Source organism: Streptomyces sp. NPDC057010 (genome assembly GCF_042673805.1).
In the GTDB taxonomy this organism is placed as follows: domain Bacteria; phylum Actinomycetota; class Actinomycetes; order Streptomycetales; family Streptomycetaceae; genus Streptomyces.
Window position 1 is genome coordinate 109521 of the sequence record NZ_JBHUSC010000008.1, and the last position, 18467, is coordinate 127987.

Consider the following 18467-nt stretch of genomic DNA (forward strand, 5'->3'; position numbering starts at 1 on the left):
TCCGCCGATCCGCTGATCCGCCGATCCGCTGATCCGCCGCCCCCCGCGGCGAGAACAGGACCCCCCACATGCCCAGTGTTTCCCAGGCCTTCGGCAGCGCTGCGGTGGAGCTGACCGACGCGCCCCCCGGTGTCCGGCTGGAGCCGGCCGACCTGCACGCCTCGGTGAGCGACCCGGCCCTGACGTCGATGACGCTGCTCAACGAGATCGCCGGCCGCTACCCGGACGCCGTCTCCTTCGCCGCGGGACGCCCCTACGAAGGCTTCTACGAGGTCGCCGGGCTCGGCAGGCACCTGCGCACCTTCGAGCGGCACCTGGTGTCCGATCTCGGCCTGGACCCCGAGGAAGTGCGGCGGACCTTCTTCCAGTACGGCCGCACCAAGGGGTTCATCCACCAGCTGATCACCCGGCACCTGCTCAACGACGAGCGGATGTCCGTCGACCCCGAGTCGGTCGTGGTGACCACCGGCTGCCAGGAGGCCATGGTCCTGGTGCTCCGGGCGCTGCGCCGCGACGACCGCGACGTGGTCCTCGCGGCGTACCCCTCGTACGTCGGATTCCTCGGCGCGACCCGGCTCGTCGACATGCCGGTGCGGCCGGTGGCGGAAGGGCCCGGCGGCATCGACCTGGCGGACCTGGCGGAGCAGATCCGCCGCGCCCGGGCCGAAGGGCTGCGTCCGCGCGCCTGCTACGTGGTTCCCGACTTCGCCAACCCCAGCGGTGTCAGCATGTCGGCGGCCGACCGCCGCGGGCTGCTGGAGCTGGCCGAGCGGGAGGACATCCTCGTCCTGGAGGACAACCCGTACTCGATGTTCCACGCGGGCGGAGGCCGGCTGCCCACCGTGAAGTCCATGGACACCGGGCGCCGCGTGGTCTACTTCGGGTCCTTCGCGAAGACCGCCTTCGCCGGGGCGCGCGTGGGGTACGTGGTCGCGGACCAGCCCATGGCGGACGGCGGGCTGTTCGCCGACGAGCTCGCGAAGCTCAAGAGCATGCTCACCCTCAACACCTCCACGGTCGCCCAGGCGGTCGTCGGAGGCTTCCTGCTGGAGAACGACTGCAGCGTGGAGCGCGCCACCGTGCGCGAGGCCCGGGTCTACCGCGAGAACCTGCGCGCCGTGGTGACCGGGCTCCGGGAGCGGTTCGCGGACCATGCTCCCGGGCGCGGGTCCGGGGTCTCGTGGAACGTCCCGGCGGGCGGCATGTTCGTCGTCGTCACCCTGCCCTTCCGCGCGGACGACGCCATGCTCGAGTACTCCGCGGGCCGCTTCGGGGTGCTGTGGACGCCCATGCACCACTTCTACGCGGGGGACGGCGGATCGCACCAGATCCGGCTGTCCTTCAGCGTCCTGTCGGCCGACCGGATCGACCTGGGGCTCGGCCGGCTGGCCGCACTCGTCGCCGACCGCGCCTGAATCCGATGCACGTACCAGCTGATCGCCGCGAACCAGGGGGACACACCGTGGAACCGAGAACGCACCAACCCGTCGCACCCGCCGCCGGGACGAGCCGCGGAGGGCCGGCGTGACGGCCACGACAACGGGCCCGGAGACCCCGCCCAAACCGGGACAGGACCACCACCTCCGGCGCGAGCTCGGCTACTGGAGCCTGACCGGGGTGGCCTTCGGCGGCATCATCGGCTCGGGCTGGCTGTTCGGCTCGTTCTACGGCGCCCAGGCGGCGGGCCCGGCAGCGGTGATCTCCTGGGTGATCGGCGGCGCCGCGCTGACGCTGATCGCCCTGGTGCTCATCGAGCTGGGCGCCGGCACTCCGGAGGCCGGCGGCATGGTCCGGTGGCCGCTGCTGGCCAACGGGCCGCTCGCGGGCACGCTGATCGGCTGGACCATGCTCCTCGCCGTGGCCAGCACGATGGCGGCCCAGGCCTCGGCCATCGTCCAGTACGCGAACCGCTACCTGCCGGGCGTGTACGAGGACGACGCGCTCACCGCCAAGGGCCGGTTCGCGGCAGCGGGACTGCTCCTGCTGCTGGTCGTGCTGAACTGGTTCGGGGTCAAGCTGTTCGCCCGGCTGAACCTGCTCGTCACCGTGGTCAAGGTGCTCGTCCCGGTGCTCACCGTGGTGGCGCTGCTCTGGTCGAGCTTCCACCCCGGCAACGTCTCCGCGGGCGGCGGGCTCGCCCCCTACGGGTGGTCGGCCGCACTGACCGCGATCGCGAGCGCGGGCATCGTCTACGCCATCGACGGCTTCGCCTCCCCGATCGAGCTGTCCGCCGAGGCCCGCAACCCCCGGCGGGACATACCCCGCGCGGTCCTGACCGCCATCGGGCTCTCGGTCCTCCTGCACGTCGCGCTCCAGCTGACCTTCATCTTCGCCGTGCCGACGGAGAGCCTCGGCGCGGGATGGCAGGGGCTGGACTTCGCCTCGCCGTTCGGCGAGCTCGCGCTGCTGCTCAACCTCAGCTGGCTGGCCGCGGTCATCTACGCCGATGCCGTCTTCTCGCCCGGCGGGTCGACCTACGTGACGGTGGCGGCCGGCAGCCGGGAGACCTACGCGGTCGCCAAGAACGACGCGCTGCCCCGCCGCTTCTCCGCCGTGTCGCGGCGCGCGGGTGTGCCGCGCAACGCGATGGTGCTGAACTACGTCCTGAGCGTCGTCATCCTGCTGCCGTCCAGCGGGTGGCGCGAGCTCATCGCCGTGGTCGGCGCGCTCGCCCTGCTGACCTACTCGCTGTGCTCCGTGGCGGCCGGCACGTTCCGCGCCGCCGCCCCCGAGCGGCTGGCGGGCTGGGTCCGCGGGCTGGGGTGGATCGCGCCGGCCGGATTCGTGGTCGCCTCGGAGCTGGTCCACTGGTCCGCCTGGGACAACCTGCGGATCGCGCTGCCCGAGCTGCTGGCCGCAGTGCTCCTGTTCTCCGTACTGCGCCGCCGCACGCTGGACCTGCGGGCCGAGCTGCGGACCGGTGCCTGGCTCCTCGGCTACCTCGGGTGGCTGCTGGTGCTCTCGGCCCTCGGCAGCTTCGGCGGAGCGGGGGTGATCCCGGCGCCGTGGGACACGGTGGCGGTCGCCCTGTGCGCCCTGGCCACCTACCGGTGGGGCGTGCGTTCGGGCGTGGCGTACCTGCGCCGCTGACGGCACCCGCCGCCCGCGAGGGGGTCTGCGGGGCGGAAGGCGTATCTCCGTGGCTTCTGGGAAGGTGCAGGAAGTGAACGGAAGGGTGGTGCCGGATGGTCGCGCGAGCGGACAGTGAGCGTTTTACCGTCGCGGTGCGTGCGGCGGACGATGCCGTCGTCCTCGAGGTCGCGGGGGAGCTGGACCACGACACGGTCCGGCCCCTGCGGGACGCCCTCGATGCGGCGGTCGCTCCGGGCGGGCGGGTGCTGGTGGACCTGGCGGGGCTGGGGTTCTGCGATTCCACCGGACTGAACGTGCTCCTGCACGGCCGGCTCGCCGCCCGGGAGGCGGGCGGCAGCCTCGAACTGGTCGGGCTGCACGGGCCGGTCGCCCGGATGTTCCGTATCACCGGCGCGGACGGGCTGTTCCCCGTACACGCCGGGGTGGCGGACGCGCTGGGGGAGTCCAGCGATCCGTCCAGCTAGCGCGTCGACATGGAGGAGTCTGAGCGTCATGGAACAGCGGGGGTCACCCGACCGGACCCGGTCCCTGGTGCTGGACGGGGCCACCGATGTCGTGACGCGCAGTCGTGACTTCGTACGCCGGGCGCTGGCCGCGTGGAATTGGCTGCCGGCCACAACGGAAGCCGAGCAGGAAGCCGCCGAGGACGTGCTCCTGCTCGTGTCCGAGGTCGTCGCGAACGCCTGCCTGCACGGCGGGGGGCCGGGCGCACTGAAGCTCGACTGCACGGACGAGCGGCTGCGGATAGAGGTGACCGACGGGAACCCGGACCCGCCGGTGCCCATACGCCCGCGGTCGGCCACGGAGGCGGGGCGGCCCGGCGGGCACGGACTGGTGATCGTGGAACGGCTGGCCAGCCGGTGGGGTTCCACGCCGTGGCCCGGGGGGAAGTGCGTCTGGCTGGAAGTGGCCGTTCCCGCGCCGGTCAGGAATCCAGGGCGGCGATGATCTCGTCGGTGGTGCTGACCTTGCCGATGCGCGGGAAGATCTTGCCGAAGCTGTGGGCGTGGGAGTCGGCGTCCGTGTCGGCGGTGGCGTCCTCCGCGAAGACCAGGTCGTAACTGTGCTCCCAGGCGGTCCGTGCGGTGGATTCGACGCCCACGCTGGTGGAGATGCCGGCCAGCACGATGCGGTGGATGCCGCGGCGGCGCAGCTGGAGGTCGAGCTCGGTACCGGTGAAGGCGCCCCAGTGGCGCTTGGTGACCACGACGTCGCCGAGCGCGGCGAGCTCGGCCGGGATCTCGGAGAACGCGGCCGGCGGAGCTGACGCCGGGCCCGGACGGTCCACGTTGACGGTGGGCAGGTCGCCGCCGTCGGGGGACCAGGCGACCCTCACCAGGACGACCGGCAGCCTGCGGGCGTGGAACGCCTCGGCGAGCGCCAGGCCCTTCTTGAGGATCTCGGCGGACGGCTTGGCGGTGGGCAGGGCCAGGATGCCCGTCTGGAGGTCGATGAGGACCAGGGCGGTGTCGCTGCCGAGGGCGAGGCGGTTCGAGTCGTCGGCGGCGGAGGTCGGGGCGTGGGGCATGGAGGCTCCTTCGGGGTGTGCTGTCAGTGCTCGGCCAGGCGGCGCAGCAGCGGGACCGCCTCCGCGAGCAGATGCCGCTCGGCGGGGCTCAGCCGTTCGGCGATCAGCTCGGCGATCAGCCCGTGGCCGGCCCTGCGGCGTTCGCCGACGAAGGCCCGGCCCTCGGGGGTGAGGGAGACGAGCAGCCGGCGGCCGTCGGTGGGGTGCGGGGCCCGCGTCACGTACCCGCCGGCCTGCAGGGCGTTCACCGTGGCGATCACCGACTGCGGTCGGATCCTCTCGGCGCGCGCCAGTTCGGAGGCGGTGGAGGGTCCGAGCCGGTCGAGCCGTTTGAGTACGGACACCTGCGACAGGCTCACCCCGCCACCGGAGGCGGCGCGCATCCGGCGGACCAGCATGCCGACGGCGAGCTGGAGCTCCTCCGCGGTGTCGCGCGGCTGGATCTCCCGCACGTCCGGTTCGGGATGCTCTGTGGACATATCCCGACGCTAGGGGACATACAGTCAAACTTGCAAGTCTGCCTTACTGGTTTTTCGGTGTCGCGGTGACGGGCTGCGCGGACCTCGCCGGCTCCGGCTCCGGCAGCCGCCGCGACAGGGCCCACGCCAGCACCGGCAGCACGGCCAGCGGCAGCAGCGCGACGCGCAGCGAGGCGGTGTCCGCCGCGGCGCCGATCAGCGGGCCGGCCAGGCCGCCGACGCTGACGGTCAGGCCGAGGGTGACCCCGCTGGCCGTGCCCATGCGCGTCGGGAGGTAGTCCTGGCCCAGGGTGACCTGGAGGGAGAACGGCACGTACAGCGCGGTGGCCGCCAGTGCCGCGCACCCGTACACCAGAGGGAGCGGCAGGAACAGGATCCCGGCGATGGCGGGCACGGCGGCGGCGTACGCCCGGTGGACGGTGGTGACCCGGCCCCAGCGGTCCGCGAGCCGGCCGCCGAGCAGGGTGCCGCCGGCGCTGCCCGCGAACAGGGCGAACAGGGCGACGGCGCCGGCGGTTTCACTGCCGCCGCGCTCACGTACGTACAGCGCGATGAAGGTGCTCAGGCCGATGAACACGACGGAGCGGACGACCACGACGAGGGAGAGCCGCAGGAAGGCCGGCCGGTTCTCCGCCGGGACGGTCTCCCCGCCGGTGCCCGCTCCGGCGCCGTGCGTCGCCGGCGCGTCGGCCCCGCCCGGCCCGGCCGGACGCGGCAGGCCGAGCAGGACGGCCAGGGCCGCCGGGAGCGCCAGCAGCCACCAGCCGGCCGGCCCGGGCACCGCCAGCGCGCCGACCACCAGCAGCGGCGCGCAGGCGAAGCCGACGTTGCCGCCGAGGGCGAACCAGCTCATCGCGGTGTTCCCGGAGCCGCCCAGGGCCGTACGGACCCACCGGGCGGCCGCCGGATGGTAGGCGGCGACCCCCAGCCCCGACAGGGCGACGGCGGCCACGGTGGCCGGGTAGCCCGCGTCGAGACCCACCAGGGCGATGCCCAGCCCGGCCACGGCCGTGGCCAGCGGTATCAGCCAGGGCATCGGCCACCGGTCGGTCAGCATCCCGAACAGCGGCTGGACCACGGACGAGAGCAGCGAGGCGGCGAGCACGATGCCGGACGCGGCGGCGTAGTCGTAGGCGCGTTCCGCCACGAGGAAGGGGACGAGCGCGGCCACGGCGCCCTGGTAGACGTCCACGCACGAGTGGCCCGCCGCGAAGGCCGCCGTGCGGATGCGGATGCTGTTCGTGTTCACCGGTCGAGGATCGCCGTCGGCGCGCGTGCGGCGCTTCCGATAAATTGCCGGGTGATGCAGAAAATCCGCCACACGCCGCGCGCCGCGACCAACGTCAGCGAGCTCGACACCGGCATCGGCATCGACGCCCACCGCCACGACGACCACCAGATCGCCTACGCGGGCCACGGGGTGCTGTCGATCACCACCGACGCCGGCACCTGGGTGGCCCCCGCCACCCGGGCCCTGTGGATCCCGGCCGGGACGGTCCACGAGCACCGCGCGTTCGGCCGTACCGACCTGCACTGCATCGGCCTGCCGACCAGCATCGACCCGCTGTCGCTGGACGCCCCGGCCGTGATCGCCGTGGGCCCGCTGCTGCGGGAGCTGATCCTGGCCTACACCCGGGCGCCGGAGGACGGCAGCCCCGCGCGGCGCCGGATGCTCCGGGTCCTCCTCGACCAGCTGCGGGTCTCACCGCTCCAGCCGCTGCACCTGCCCGCCCCCGCCGACCCGCGGCTCGCGGCGGTCTGCGCCCTGCTGTACGCCGACCCGGCGGACCCGCGCGGACTGGCCGCGCTGGCCGCGGACTCGGGCGCCGGGGCCGGCGAGCGGACGCTGAGCCGGCTGTTCCGGGCCGAGCTCGGCATGACCTTCCCGCAGTGGCGCACCCAGCTGCGGCTGCACCAGGCGCTCAGGCTGCTGGCGGTCGACACCCCGGTGACCACGGTCGCGCACCGCTGCGGCTGGTCCTCGGCGAGTGCGTTCATCGACGTGTTCCGGCGGGCGTTCGGGCACACCCCGGGGGCGTACGGCCGCTCGTAGCGGGCGCGGAGATACTGGCCGGTGTGAAGAACGAAGACACCGTCCTGTTCCACACCCACGGCCGGACCGGGGTGGTCACCCTCAACCGCCCCAAGGCCCTCAACGCCCTCACCCACCCCATGGTGCTGCGGATCGACGAGGCCCTGACCGCCTGGGAGACCGACCCGGCCGTCCACCAGGTCCTGATCCGGGGCGCCGGCGAGCGCGGGCTGTGCGCGGGCGGGGACATCCGCGCCATCCACGACGACGCCAAGGCCGGGACCACCGCCTCCGCCGGTTTCTGGCGCGACGAGTACCGGCTCAACGCCCGCATCGCCCGCTACCCCAAGCCGTACGTGGCCCTCATGGACGGGATCGTCATGGGCGGCGGCGTCGGGCTCTCGGCCCACGGCGCGGTCCGCATCGTCACCGAACGCTCCCGCGTGGCCATGCCCGAGACCGGCATCGGCTTCGTCCCCGACGTCGGCGGGACCTGGCTGCTCGGCCGCGCCCCCGGCCGCCTCGGCACCCATCTCGCCCTCACCGGCGCCGCCGTGGGGGCCGCAGACGCCCTGCTGTGCGGGCTCGCGGACCACTTCGTCCCCGCCGACCGGCTCCCGGAGCTGACCGACGCACTCGCCACGGCACCCGTCCACGAGGTGCTGCCGCGCCACGCCGCCACGCCGCCGCCCGGTGAACTCGCGGACGGGCGGCCCTGGATCGACCGCTGCTACGCCGGCGGTACCGTCGAGGAGATCGTGGAGCGGCTGCTCGCGGAGGGCGAACCGGCCGCCAAGGAGGCCGCCGCGACGATCCTCGCCAAGTCCCCGACCGCGCTCAAGGTCACCCTCGCCGCCCTGCGCCGCGCCACGGGCCTCGGCTCGCTGGAGCGGGTGCTGGCCCAGGAGTTCCGCGTCTCCTGCAACGCGCTGCGCTCGCTGCCCGACCTGGTCGAGGGCATCCGGGCGCAGGTCGTCGACAAGGACCGCCGTCCGCGCTGGTCACCCGCAGCCCTGGCGGACGTGTCCGACGCGGAGGTGGAGCGCTTCTTCGCCCCGCTCGGGGAGGGGAACGAACTCCGGCTGCCCGGCGGGGGCTTCAGCAGCGACTGAGCCTGGCCTCCAGACCGTCCAGGACCCGCTGGAGCCCGTAGTCGAAGCTCTCCTCGCGCATCCGCGCCGGGTCCGGGGCCGCCCGGGCCGCGGGAACCGGCGACTGCGGCCACTCGGCCTCCGTCCTGCCGCTGCGGGCGAGGAGGGAGAGGTAGGAGGCCTCGCCGGTGGCGGCGCCCATGACGTAGGAGACGACCGCCTGCACCGCGAGTTCCGCCTCGCCGGGCGGGAATCCGGCCGCCCGGGCCGGCCCCAGCATCCGCTCCGACATGCGCATCAGGTTCGGGCCGAGGTGGGCCAGCCCGACCCGGCCGAGGACCGCGGCCACCCAGGGGTGGCGCAGGACCATGTCGCGCAGGCCGTGCCCGCTGCGCGCCAGGGCCTCGCGCCACGCGTCCGGGCCGGCCGGCGCGGGCACCTCCAGCTCGCCGTGGACCTCGTCCACGACCAGCTCGATCAGCTCGTCCTTGCCGGCCACGTGCCGGTACAGCGAGGTGGCGGCGGCGCCCATCTCGGTGCCGAGCCTGCGCATGCTCAGTGCCTCGATGCCCTCGGCGTCGAGCAGCCGCACGGCCGCGGCGACGATGCGGGCCCGACCGAGCGCCGGCTGCCGCTCCTCGCGGTGGCGCGGGCGTGTCCAGACGGAGGGGACGGCGGTCGCGGCCGAGGCGCCTGGGCCCTGCTCGTTCTTCTGCTTCTCGTCGGCCGGCATGCTGTCACCCTAGTGCATGTGCGAACGCCGTACGCATCGTGCGTACGGCGTTCACAAGCCGGGGGCGGGCGACGGAAATTGGACAGAACCCGGTGTGGCGAACACGATGTGGGCTGCAAGTTCGCGGCAGCACGGGGGCGCGCGGGCACACCGCTGATCCGGACACCAGCGCCTCCACTCCGCTTCGTCCCCATTTGTCGTCCCCCTGGAGAGACTTCGCCATGAGCTACGGCGACCCGAACAACCCGTACAGCCAGCAGCCCCCGCAGGGCCAGCCCGGCTACCCGCAGCAGGCGCCCCAGGGCGTGCCCCCGCAGTACGGCTACCCGCAGCAGCAGACGCCGCCGCCGTACGGCGCGTACCCCCAGGGCGCCCCGGGCATGCCCCCCGTCATGGGGATGCCGGCGCTGGCCCACTGGGGCCAGCGCGTGGGTGCCACCCTGCTCGACGGCCTGATCACCGCCGGCCCGATGTACGCGCTGGGCTTCATCGACCTCGCCACCAGCGACAATCCGGACGAGCCGGGCTTCCTCTTCGTCATCGGCGCGATCTACGCCACCGTGATGTTCTTCTACCAGCTCTACCGCGAGGGCGCGACCGGCCAGACGATCGGCAAGAAGGTCCTCGGCATCAGCGTGCGCCGCGAGGCCGACGGCCAGCCCATCGGCTTCGGCATGGCCTTCGTCCGCAGGCTGGCCCACTTCCTCGACGGCATCGCCTGCTACATCGGCTTCCTGTGGCCGCTGTGGGACGAGAAGAAGCAGACCTTCGCCGACAAGGTGTGCAGCACCCTCGTCATCACGGTCCCCAAGGGCTGACGACGGGCTCAGCGGTAGCCGGTCGGGTCGGCGGGCAGGCCGGGGTCCTGGACCTCGACCATGTAGCGCCACGCGTCCGGCCGGCTGCCGTCGAGGTCCGTGAAGCCGTAGACCCGCGCGAGTCGGCCGCTGGAGAGGGACTGCCCGTTCCAGCGCGCCACCTCCGGGTCCGCGGCGAGCGCCGCGACCGCCCGGCCCACGTACGACGGGGTCTCGGAGATGCCGAAGTGCGGGACGGCCGCGAGCGCGTCGCGCCAGGTCTCCTCCGTCACGCCGAACGCGTCGAGCATTATCTCCGAGCGCAGCCAGCCCGGCGTCAGCGCCACCGCCGTGGCCCCCCGCGGCCCGAGCTCGTGGCCCAGCGCGAACGCCATGCGCAGCACCGAGGACTTGGCGATGTCGTAGAAGAACGAATTGCGGTAATGGCCCGCGTTGTACTCGGCGGTGCCGTCCGTCATCTCCACCACCAGCCCGCCCGGCTCGCGCAGCAACAGGGGCAGCGCGAAATGGCTCGTGACGGCGTGCGTCTCCACCGCGAGGCGCAGCAGCCGCAGACCGTTGTCCAGGTCGTGCTCCCAGACCGGGCTGTCCCACTCGAAGAGCCGCTCCCCGCCCCAGATGTCGTTCACGAGCACGTCCAGGCGCCCCTGCTCGGTCTCGATCCGCCGCACCAGCGCCTCGACCTCGGCCGGCACCAGATGGTCCGCGACCACGGGGATCCCCACACCGCCCGCCGCCGTCACCAGCTCCGCGGTCTCCTCGACCGTCTCGGGCCTGTCGTACTCCGAACGCCGGCCCCGGGTGCTGCGGCCCGACACGTACACGGTCGCGCCCTGCGCGCCCAGTTGGACGGCGATGCCCCGGCCCGCTCCCCGGGTGCCGCCCGCGACCAGGGCCACCTTGCCCTCAAGGGTTCCAGACATGCGGCGAGCCTATGCTCTCAGCAGGCAGACGGCGGCCAGGACGGCGGCCAGCGCGGCCGCCGCGGCCCCCAGCGCGGTCTGCGGCCCCCACAGCGTCCAGGCCGCCCCGAACAGCAGCGAACCGGCGAACCGGCCCAGGGCCTGCACCGTCTGGAGCAACGCCAGCCCGGAGGTACGCAGTCCGGCCGGGAGCAGCGGCCCGGCGGCGGCCATCAGGACCCCGTCGGTCGCCGCGTAGAACAGCCCCAGCAGCGCCAGTACGCCCAGGACGAGCGGAACACCGGCCGGCAGCGGAGCCAGGAGCAGCAGACAGGCGCCGAGCAGCGGCACGTGCCCGGCGAGGAACACCCGGCGCCGGCCCAGCCGGTCGGCGAACCGCCCCACGGGCAGCGCGGCCGACAGGAACACGGCCGCCGTCCCGACGGGCAGCAGCGGGAACCACGCGGCCGGCAGGTCGAGCCGGCGCTGGAGCAGCAGATAGAGGAAGCCGTCGCCGACGGTGAACAGACCGAGAGCGGCGGCCGTCGCACACAGCCGCAGCAGCCCGGGGATCCGTACGAGGGCACTGACGGGGGGCAGGGGGGTGCGGGCCGCGGGCGCGGGGGTCTCCCGTACGAACAGGGCCAGCACCACCACGCCCAGCGCCGCGACGCAGCAGCTCACGGTGAACACGGCCTCGTAGCCGTCCACCACGACCCACAGGACCCCGAACGCGGCCAGCGGGCCCAGCAGGGCGCCCGCCGTGTCCAGCGCGCGGTGCACCCCGAAGGCGCGGCCCTGCTCCTCGGGCGGACAGGACAGCGAGATCAGCGCGTCGCGCGGGGCGGTGCGCAGGCCCTTGCCGGTGCGGTCGGCGGCGAGCACCGCCGCCACCGACCAGGGCGTGGTGACGGCGAGCAGGGCCGCCTTGCAGGCGGCCGAGAGCGCGTAGCCGACGCCCGCCACCAGCTTGCGGCGGTGGGTGCGGTCCGCGATCCGGCCGCCCGCGAGGCGCAGCAGCGCGGTGGCGCCCTGGTGGAGTCCGTCCAGGGCGCCGAACGCGAGCGGGGACATGCCGAGTCCGGCCACCAGGTACAGCGGCAGGACGGCGGTCACCATCTCGGCCGAGACGTCCGTGACCAGGCTGACCAGGCCGAGCGCGAACACGGTGCCGGGTACGGCGCGCAGCGTGCGGCCCCGCGGGGCCGGGACGCGCTGCCCGGCCGTGTCGGCGGCCCGGCTGGTCGACAGGTACACGGATGCCTCCCTCAGAACCAGTTGACGGTGAGCGCGAACGCGGCGGTGACGGTGGCGCCGGTGGAATCGGTGGCGGTCGCGGTGACCTGGACCGTGCCGCTGCCCCACGGCTTTCCGCTGATGCGGCCGGTGGCGGCGTCGACCGTCAGGCCCCACGGCAGGCCGGTGGCCGCGTACCGGATCGGGGACTTGCCGCCGGTGGCGGTGAGCTGGATGGTGCAGGACTGGTTGAACTTGCAGGTCTGCGGGCCCGGGTTGGCCAGCTTCAGGTCACCGGGGGTGGGGGTGGGCGTGGGTGTCGGGGTGGGTGTCGGAGTGGGGGTGGGTGTCGGGGTGGGAGTCGGGGTCGGCGTCGGAGTCGGTGTGGAGCCGCCGAACACCTCGCTGATGGGCTGGACGTTGGCCGCGTTGCCCGCGTGCGTGGCCGTGCCGAACAGGTCCTCGAAGGTGCGCAGCAGGTGGTGGTGGTTGAAGGCGGTGCCGTACGTCCCCGTCTTGACGTTCGCTCCGTAGAAGACGGTGGCGATCTGGTTCGACCCGAGGTAGTTGTCCTCGTCCCAGGTCAGCACCAGCAGGCTGTTGTTGGCCTTCGCCCACTGCGCGTAGGCGTCGATGTTGTTCTTCGTCCAGGTGTCGCCCGTGGCGACCGAGCACGAGTGCATGTCGTTGCACTGGTTGGGCACGACGAAGGACAGGTCCGGCAGGGCGGCGAAGTTGTTCTGCGGGAACTGCGCCCACGTCTTGCCGGTGTTCAGCGGCACGTTCTTGAAGGCGAACCACGGATTGTGTTTCTGGGCGTACTGGCCGTTGGTGCAGGCCGTGGAACCCTCGGCCGGCAGGTCCTCGTTGTACGTCGCGAAGGTCTTGCCGGCCGCGATCAGTTCCTGGCCGAGGTTCGGCGCGGACATCGACTGCGGGGTGTAGCAGCTGTCTCCGGTGATGCCCTGGGTGGCGCCGGAGAAGAGGTTGAAGTAGTTGGGCTGGCTGGGGTGGGTCAGCGCCTTCATGCCGGTCAGGCTCGCGCCGCCGGTCGCCAGCTGGTTGATGTAGGGGGCGTTCCCGCTGCCGATGATCTCGCCGTACTGCTTGTTCTCGTAGACGACGACCACGACGTGGTCGTAGGTCGGCAGGGCGGCCGCGGCCGTCGCCGAGGCGGCCGTGCCGGTGGAACCGGTCTCGGCCGCCTGGGAGTTGGCGACGGTGAAGGCGCCCAGGAGGCCGAGGGCGCCGAGCGCGGCCACGATCGCGGACCGCCGGGTCCGGCGTCTCGGGCGTGCCGTGTCGGGTGTCGGTGGGGGAGCGGGAGTGTGCGCGGGCACGGGTGTGGGCGTGGGCGTGGGCATGGACGGCTCTCCTTGTCGTGTCATTCCTCGCGCCGGGCCGCACCGGCCACGGCGATGTTCAGGAACCGCGGTACGGGCCGCCCGCGGTCGCGGAAGTCCTCCGCGACCGCGGCCCGTACCGCCGCCAGGCGTGCCTCGGGCAGCAGCACCAGTACGCTCCGCCCGGGCCGTTGCGACGGGCCGGGCGGCCAGGCGCTCAGGGCTCCCGCGCGGCGGGCGCAGGCCACGGCCCGGGCCAGGTCGGCCGGCCGGTCCGCCGGTTCGCCGCGTACGGCGACCAGTACCAGCCGTGCGCCCGAGGCGGCCGGGTCGAAGGTGACGTACCGGTGCCGCCGGGGCTCCGCGGCGAGCAGCAGGGCCTGCCCGGGCCGGGCGAAGAGCGCCGCCCCGCGCAGGGTGTCGTCGCCGTCGGGGAGGGCTTCGGCGAGCAGCCGGGCCAGGTGGGCGCGGTCGGGCCGATCGCCGGGCGGCGTGTGGGCGTCGGCCACGGCCAGGGCCACCGCGCAGTCGGCCGGCTCGGCCGTGGCCAGCCCGGCGGCGGCCGTGAGCGAGCCCTGCACGTGCAGGTCGCTCCCGCCGCGGCCGTAGCCGGCCCGGGCCAGGGCCCGCAGTACGGCGTACGGCCGGGCGGCCCAGGCGGGCGCGGCGGGCGGCGGCCCGGACAGGGTCAGCGGCAGATCGCAGCTGTCGGCGGGGTGGGAGAGGGAGCTGAGCCGCACCAGGCCGTCGGTGCGGGGGGCCGCGGCGGCGGCCGTGGGCCACCCGGCGGCCGCGACGAGCCCGGGCGAGCCGAGGTGGAAGGCGTACGGGGCACTCCACACGGCGGCCGGGGGCCGCCCGTGCGCGGCTTCGAGGGCGTACGCGACGAGCCGGAAGAGCGGATCGGCGGTAGCCCTCCGAGCCAGCCCGCCTCCGGCGAGGTCGACAGCTCCGGGGGTGCCCCCCAGGCCCACTCCGCCTTCGGCGGGGGCGACGGCTTCGGGGGTGCCCCCCTGGGCCGGTGCGCCTGCGGCGGGGGTGACGGCTTCGGGGGTGCCGCCCCGGGGCGGTCTGCCGCCTGCGGCGGGGTGGGTGGGTGCGTTGGCCCTCCAGGTGGGGTCACCGGCGGCAGGGTGGCCCGGTCCGGCGGTGGCCCTGCGCGCCGGGCTGTCTGCGGCGGGGCTGGCGGCAGCCCCCCGGGGCGCTCCGGCTGCGGCGGGGTGGGTGGGTGTCGCGGTGGTGTCACGGGCGGGGCCGGACCCGGCGGGGGTGGGCGGGAGTTCGGGGCGGGGCCTCATCGGGGGGCCTTGCGGGCCAGGAGGCGGTAGGCGTTGCCGCCGTTCGTGTGGTGGGCCGCCGCGGTGCGGGCGGTGTCGAGGAGTGCCGCGCCGGCGAACAGCGGGAGGGCGGCGGCCCGTACCGCGGCGGCGAGGGCGCGGGTGCGCGGAGTGGGCGGTGGCCCCCAGGGGCGGTCCGGGTCCGGGGCCAGGCGGGTCGCCGTCAGGGCCACCGCGCCGAAGAAGTCATTGCCCTGGTGGGCCGGGCCGTGCTCCTCGGCGAGCACGGTGAACCCGCGCTCGGCCAGCGCCCCGCGCAGGTTCGCGGCCGGGATCAGGTGCTGGTGCTGCGGCTGGAACCACGGCAGCCACGCCGGGCCGAGCAGCCGCGCCATCCGCGATTCCGGGTCCGGGAGTTCGATGGCCAGGTGCCCGCCGGGGGCGAGGACGGCCGCCGCCGTGTCCAGCTCGGCGAACGGATCCCGCGTGTGCTCCAGGTAGTGGTACATGCTGACCACCTCGTACCGGCCCGCCAGCTTCGACGCGTACTCCGGGAACTGCCCCTGGTAGCCGGTCTCGACCCAGCCCCGCCGCTCCGCCTCGCGGACCCCGTCGCCCATGTCGAGCCCGTCGAACCGGGTCCCCGGCCAGACCGCCCGCGCCGCGTTGCAGAAGTGGCCGTGCCCGGTGCCCACGTCGAGCCAGGACTCCGGATCGGCGTGCGGGAGCAGCATCTCGGCCCGGCTCCGGTAGGCGGCGCCGAGCCGGCCGAAGACCGTGCCCGCGCCCTCGCCGCCCCGCCCGTCGTAGAAGTCGCGGTAGTAGAACTCCAGCCCCTCCACCGTCAGCCGGGGGTTCTGGAAGACGTGACCGCAGTCCCCGCACTGCTCCAGCGTGAACCGGCCGGGCTTGCCCTGGAGTTGGTCGGGCATCCGGACGCGCACGGACAGCCGCCCGGAGCCGCACCACGGGCAGTCCGGACGGCGCGCCTCGAAGAACCGCTCGGTCCCGTCGGCCAGGTCGGCCCGGTAGGCGGCGGCCCGGGCGGCCTCCGCCCCGCCGGACCGGGTCCGGTCGGCCGCCGCGGCCGTACGGAGGGCAGCGCCGAGGGAGCGGACCGGCCGGGCGGCGGTGGCCCTGGCCAGATCGGCCGGGCGCAGTGGCGAGCCGGGCCCGCCCAGGGCGAGGTACGGCTGGAGCCAGTACAGCCCGGCCGCGGCCGCCCCCCACCGCCCCTGGCGCACGGCGACGCCCGCGAGCAGCGCCAGCCCGGACAGCTGCGCCGCGGCGAGCGCCCCCGGCGGCAGCCCCTGGGCCCGCAGCTCGGCGGCCCGTGCCGGGCCGGCGCCATCCCCGGCCGGCCCGCAGCTCAGCGCCGGGGCGATGGCCAGACCCGTCGCCCCGGCCGCGTACTCCTTCAAACGACGGGTGAGCGCGAGGAGTTCCGCCGGACCGGGGCGCGGCCCGCCCGGATCCACGCCGGCCCGTTCGAGCACCTCGTCGGCGACGAGCACGGCGAACCCGGCCCCGCGCCCCTCGCCGAGCCGGTCCTGGCGGTACCGGGCGGGATCGACCAGCCGCAGCAGCCCCAGCGCCCGCTCGGCGGCCAGGTCCGCGGGCAGCAGGTCCAGCACCAGCAGACCCTCCCGGTCGGCGTGCACGCAGGCGGCGAGGAAGGTGGCCGCGTCGGGCTCGACCCCCCGGGCGGTGAGCAGCCGCCACCGGGCGGCCCGCGGCACCCCGGCCGCCGTGGACGGCGGGACGGGCAGCACCGGTATCGCCCGGAGCCGGCGCCCGGCCCGCACGGTGCCCGCGCCGAGCGCGGCCAGCAGGACCGCGGAGGTCCACCGGACCCGGCCCGGGGAAAGCGGGGGTGGCGTCATGTCAGCTTCTCCAACCGGTCGGCCGCGGGGGCGGCGCCGCCCGCCGCGGCGAATGAGGCCTGGATCCGCCGGGCGGACCGGCCGGGGCCGGGTTCGTCCAGCACGGCCGTGAGCGCGTCACGCATTTCCTCGGCCCGGGTCCGGCCGAACCGCACCCGGACCCCGGCCCCGGCCCGGACGACCTGCTGGGCCACGATGGGCTGGTCGTCGCGGATCGGCGCGACCACCAGCGGCAGCCCGTACGCGAGGGCCTCGCACACCGTGTTGTGGCCGGCGTGGCACACCACCGCGTCCAGGTGCGGCAGCAACTCCAGCTGCGGGACGCGCTCCTGGAGCAGTACGTGGTCCGGCGCGGCCCCGACCAGCGAGGCGGGCGCCGCCAGCACCAGCTGGACGTGCGCGGCCAGCCGCTCGGCCGCGCCCAGCACCGCTCCGTAGAAGCGGCCGCCCGCCTCCTGGTTGAGGGTGCCGAGGGACACCAGGACCCGGAGGCGGTCCGGGTCCAGCCGCTGCCAGGGGAAACCGGTGGCCGTCGGCCGGGCCCCGAAGGCCGGGCCGACGAAGGCGTAGTGGGCCGGGAAATCGCCGCCGTCCGTTCCCACGAGTTCGGGAGTCGAGAAGACGAGGACGAGCCGGTCGGAGAAGCGCGGGTCCCAGCCGTGGCTCCCCTCACCGGCACCGGCACCGGCGGCCGGGTGCTCCGCTTCGAACTCGCGCAGCAGGCCCGAGATCCGGCCCGACACCCACTCCCCGACCTTCGGGAAGTCGGCGAAGGGGCGGGTGAGTTCCGCCGAGGTGCTGGCGGACGTCGCCCACGGGACGCCGAGCCGCCGGGCCACCAGCGGTCCGGCCAGCGCCTGTTGGTCGGCGACCAGCACGTCCGGCTCGAAGGCGTGCACCGCCCGCGTCACGCCCGGCACCATCGCCCGGGCCAGCGGCACCAGCGCCTCCTCCCACAGGAACCGCAGCGCCCCGACCCCCCGCAGATCGCGCCAGCGTTCGTGCAGCGCCGAGTAGCCGCCCCCCGCCTCCTCACCGGCAGGCAGGATCCGGGCCGACGGGGGCAGCAGCCCGGCCAGCGCCGAAGCCGGACCGGTCCAGGCGACCTCGTGTCCCCGGGCGGCCAGTTCGGCCCCGACGGCCACCGTCGGATTGACGTGCCCCGCCAGCGGCGGCACCGTGAACAGCACCCTCACGGGACCAGCGCTCCCACCCGCGGCCGAGCCGCCGCCATCGGGGCCGGGGCCGCGGGTGCGGCCGTCGCGTCGAGGTGGCCGAGCACGGCCTCCCGTAGCGCCCCGCTGCTCTCCTTGAGGACGTCGTGCCCCAGACCGGGCAGGATCCGCAGACTGCCGTGCGCCGCGTGCCGGGCCAGTTCCCGGGCGCCCGGCACCAGTTCGGAGTGCTCCCCGCAGACGATGAGGACCGGGCAGTGCAGCCGCGCGTAGTCGGCGGGGGTGAAGATGCGGCTCCCGGCGATGTCGTCGATCAGGGTGGTGCGGTTGAGCAGGTCGTCGGCGATGGCGGTGAGGTGCGCGGCCTTGCGCAGGCGCAGGGTGAGCAGCTCCGCCGGTACCGGGCTGTCCTCCAGGCTGAGCGCGGCCGCCGACAGGGTGTCCACCATGTTCTCCACCCACGCCCCGCCGAGCGGGGGTTCGAGCAGGGTGAGTCCGGAGACGAGGTCGGGGCGGGCCAGGGCGGCGTGCAGGGCGAGGGTGCCGCCGTAGCTGTTGCCGACCAGGTGGACCGGGCGCTGCCCGAGGTCCAGCGCTGCGAGCAGCGCGAAGAGGTCGCGTACGGCGGTGCGGCTGTCGTAGCCGGCGGCCGGGCGCTCGGTGCGGCCGTGGCCGCGCAGGTCGTAGAGGACGACCTCGTGCCCGGCCCGGGCCACCGGCACCGCCAGGGGGCAATAGAAGGAGGACAGGTTGTCGACGACCAGGCCGTGCAGGAAGACGACGACGGGCCGGTCGCAGGAGGCGGGCCCGGCGGTGGCCGGGAGCCGCTGGACGTGGACGCGGAGGGAGTCCGCGAGGACGAAGGCCATGGCGCGCG

At 74.8% G+C, this 18467-nt stretch carries 18 protein-coding genes; 7 read left to right on the forward strand and 11 right to left on the reverse strand.

The window, feature by feature from the left end:
- Positions 1 to 68: 68 nt before the first annotated feature.
- From ACFTXQ_RS11525 to ACFTXQ_RS11540, 4 genes are all read left to right on the forward strand, one after another.
- Positions 69 to 1415 carry a PLP-dependent aminotransferase family protein gene (locus ACFTXQ_RS11525; RefSeq protein ID WP_382638667.1) on the forward strand — a complete coding sequence of 449 codons (1347 nt, stop codon included), beginning with the start codon at positions 69 to 71 and terminating at the stop codon, positions 1413 to 1415.
- A gap of 109 nt (positions 1416 to 1524) precedes the next feature.
- Complete coding sequence (locus ACFTXQ_RS11530) at positions 1525 to 3090, forward strand: APC family permease (RefSeq protein ID WP_382638670.1); 1566 nt, start codon at positions 1525 to 1527, stop codon at positions 3088 to 3090.
- A 134-nt stretch (positions 3091 to 3224) separates the two neighbouring features.
- On the forward strand, positions 3225 to 3557 hold the full coding sequence (locus tag ACFTXQ_RS11535; RefSeq protein WP_382638672.1) for an STAS domain-containing protein: 333 nt from the start codon (positions 3225 to 3227) through the stop codon (positions 3555 to 3557).
- 28 nt (positions 3558 to 3585) lie between these two features.
- Entirely contained in the window at positions 3586 to 4041 is a 456-nt protein-coding gene (locus ACFTXQ_RS11540) for an ATP-binding protein (RefSeq protein ID WP_382638675.1), read from the forward strand.
- On the opposite strand, the gene ACFTXQ_RS11545 is transcribed toward ACFTXQ_RS11540, so the two are convergent.
- From ACFTXQ_RS11545 to ACFTXQ_RS11555, 3 genes are read right to left on the reverse strand one after another with little or no spacing between them, the layout of a single operon-like run.
- Positions 4019 to 4621, reverse strand: coding sequence for a hydrolase (locus tag ACFTXQ_RS11545; protein ID WP_382638678.1), 603 nt, complete (start codon positions 4619 to 4621; stop codon positions 4019 to 4021). The two genes, ACFTXQ_RS11540 and ACFTXQ_RS11545, sit on opposite strands and share 23 nt — an antisense overlap.
- A gap of 23 nt (positions 4622 to 4644) precedes the next feature.
- Complete coding sequence (locus tag ACFTXQ_RS11550; protein ID WP_382638680.1) at positions 4645 to 5100, reverse strand: MarR family winged helix-turn-helix transcriptional regulator; 456 nt, start codon at positions 5098 to 5100, stop codon at positions 4645 to 4647.
- Between the two features lie 43 nt (positions 5101 to 5143).
- Positions 5144 to 6349, reverse strand: a complete 1206-nt coding sequence (locus tag ACFTXQ_RS11555) for an MFS transporter (protein WP_382638682.1) — start codon at positions 6347 to 6349, stop codon at positions 5144 to 5146.
- Positions 6350 to 6403: 54 nt separating this feature from the next.
- On the opposite strand from ACFTXQ_RS11555, the gene ACFTXQ_RS11560 reads away from it, so the two are divergent.
- Both ACFTXQ_RS11560 and ACFTXQ_RS11565 read left to right on the forward strand, forming a co-directional pair.
- Entirely contained in the window at positions 6404 to 7153 is a 750-nt protein-coding gene (locus tag ACFTXQ_RS11560; RefSeq protein ID WP_382638685.1) for an AraC family transcriptional regulator, read from the forward strand.
- A gap of 23 nt (positions 7154 to 7176) precedes the next feature.
- On the forward strand, positions 7177 to 8244 hold the full coding sequence (locus ACFTXQ_RS11565) for an enoyl-CoA hydratase/isomerase family protein (RefSeq protein ID WP_382638687.1): 1068 nt from the start codon (positions 7177 to 7179) through the stop codon (positions 8242 to 8244).
- Here ACFTXQ_RS11565 and ACFTXQ_RS11570 read toward each other — a convergent pair.
- Positions 8231 to 8956 carry a TetR/AcrR family transcriptional regulator gene (locus ACFTXQ_RS11570; protein WP_382638690.1) on the reverse strand — a complete coding sequence of 242 codons (726 nt, stop codon included), beginning with the start codon at positions 8954 to 8956 and terminating at the stop codon, positions 8231 to 8233. The genes ACFTXQ_RS11565 and ACFTXQ_RS11570 overlap by 14 nt on opposite strands.
- 221 nt (positions 8957 to 9177) lie before the next feature.
- Here ACFTXQ_RS11570 and ACFTXQ_RS11575 point away from each other — a divergent pair, with 221 nt between their 5' ends.
- Positions 9178 to 9774: an RDD family protein gene (locus ACFTXQ_RS11575; protein WP_382638693.1), complete on the forward strand. Its 597-nt coding sequence runs from the start codon at positions 9178 to 9180 to the stop codon at positions 9772 to 9774.
- Positions 9775 to 9782: 8 nt separating this feature from the next.
- Here the strand turns inward: ACFTXQ_RS11575 and ACFTXQ_RS11580 are convergent, their stop codons facing one another.
- Genes ACFTXQ_RS11580 through ACFTXQ_RS11610 form a run of 7 tightly spaced genes read right to left on the reverse strand, consistent with a single transcriptional unit; the run spans position 9783 to position 18459 of the window.
- Positions 9783 to 10697, reverse strand: coding sequence for an SDR family oxidoreductase (locus ACFTXQ_RS11580; protein ID WP_382638695.1), 915 nt, complete (start codon positions 10695 to 10697; stop codon positions 9783 to 9785).
- A gap of 9 nt (positions 10698 to 10706) precedes the next feature.
- A complete protein-coding gene (locus ACFTXQ_RS11585; protein ID WP_382638698.1) occupies positions 10707 to 11933 on the reverse strand; it encodes an MFS transporter in 1227 nt (408 codons plus the stop codon).
- Positions 11934 to 11944: 11 nt separating this feature from the next.
- Positions 11945 to 13276 carry an alkaline phosphatase family protein gene (locus ACFTXQ_RS11590; protein ID WP_382638701.1) on the reverse strand — a complete coding sequence of 444 codons (1332 nt, stop codon included), beginning with the start codon at positions 13274 to 13276 and terminating at the stop codon, positions 11945 to 11947.
- A 20-nt stretch (positions 13277 to 13296) separates the two neighbouring features.
- Positions 13297 to 14553: a hypothetical protein gene (locus tag ACFTXQ_RS11595; RefSeq protein ID WP_382638704.1), complete on the reverse strand. Its 1257-nt coding sequence runs from the start codon at positions 14551 to 14553 to the stop codon at positions 13297 to 13299.
- Complete coding sequence (locus ACFTXQ_RS11600) at positions 14550 to 16415, reverse strand: methyltransferase domain-containing protein (protein WP_382638707.1); 1866 nt, start codon at positions 16413 to 16415, stop codon at positions 14550 to 14552. Before ACFTXQ_RS11600 ends, ACFTXQ_RS11595 begins: the two co-directional genes overlap by 4 nt.
- The gene (locus ACFTXQ_RS11605) at positions 16412 to 17605 is read right to left on the reverse strand and encodes a glycosyltransferase (RefSeq protein WP_382638891.1); all 1194 of its coding nucleotides are present in this window, start codon (positions 17603 to 17605) and stop codon (positions 16412 to 16414) included. The genes ACFTXQ_RS11600 and ACFTXQ_RS11605 overlap by 4 nt, the downstream gene beginning before the upstream one ends.
- 2 nt (positions 17606 to 17607) lie before the next feature.
- Complete coding sequence (locus ACFTXQ_RS11610) at positions 17608 to 18459, reverse strand: alpha/beta fold hydrolase (protein WP_382638709.1); 852 nt, start codon at positions 18457 to 18459, stop codon at positions 17608 to 17610.
- Positions 18460 to 18467: the final 8 nt, after the last annotated feature.

Excerpts from the sequence above, each read along its gene's own strand:
- ACFTXQ_RS11590 (WP_382638701.1), bottom strand. The coding sequence starts at position 13,276 with ATGCCCACGCCCACGCCCACACCCGTGCCCGCGCACACTCCCGCTCCC.
- ACFTXQ_RS11570 (WP_382638690.1), bottom strand. The coding sequence starts at position 8,956 with ATGCCGGCCGACGAGAAGCAGAAGAACGAGCAGGGCCCAGGCGCCTCG.
- ACFTXQ_RS11575 (WP_382638693.1), top strand. The coding sequence starts at position 9,178 with ATGAGCTACGGCGACCCGAACAACCCGTACAGCCAGCAGCCCCCGCAG.
- ACFTXQ_RS11540 (WP_382638675.1), top strand. The coding sequence starts at position 3,586 with ATGGAACAGCGGGGGTCACCCGACCGGACCCGGTCCCTGGTGCTGGAC.
- ACFTXQ_RS11550 (WP_382638680.1), bottom strand. The coding sequence starts at position 5,100 with ATGTCCACAGAGCATCCCGAACCGGACGTGCGGGAGATCCAGCCGCGC.
- ACFTXQ_RS11595 (WP_382638704.1), bottom strand. The coding sequence starts at position 14,553 with ATGAGGCCCCGCCCCGAACTCCCGCCCACCCCCGCCGGGTCCGGCCCC.
- ACFTXQ_RS11580 (WP_382638695.1), bottom strand. The coding sequence starts at position 10,697 with ATGTCTGGAACCCTTGAGGGCAAGGTGGCCCTGGTCGCGGGCGGCACC.
- ACFTXQ_RS11545 (WP_382638678.1), bottom strand. The coding sequence starts at position 4,621 with ATGCCCCACGCCCCGACCTCCGCCGCCGACGACTCGAACCGCCTCGCC.
- ACFTXQ_RS11525 (WP_382638667.1), top strand. The coding sequence starts at position 69 with ATGCCCAGTGTTTCCCAGGCCTTCGGCAGCGCTGCGGTGGAGCTGACC.
- ACFTXQ_RS11600 (WP_382638707.1), bottom strand. The coding sequence starts at position 16,415 with ATGACGCCACCCCCGCTTTCCCCGGGCCGGGTCCGGTGGACCTCCGCG.
- ACFTXQ_RS11610 (WP_382638709.1), bottom strand. The coding sequence starts at position 18,459 with ATGGCCTTCGTCCTCGCGGACTCCCTCCGCGTCCACGTCCAGCGGCTC.
- ACFTXQ_RS11560 (WP_382638685.1), top strand. The coding sequence starts at position 6,404 with ATGCAGAAAATCCGCCACACGCCGCGCGCCGCGACCAACGTCAGCGAG.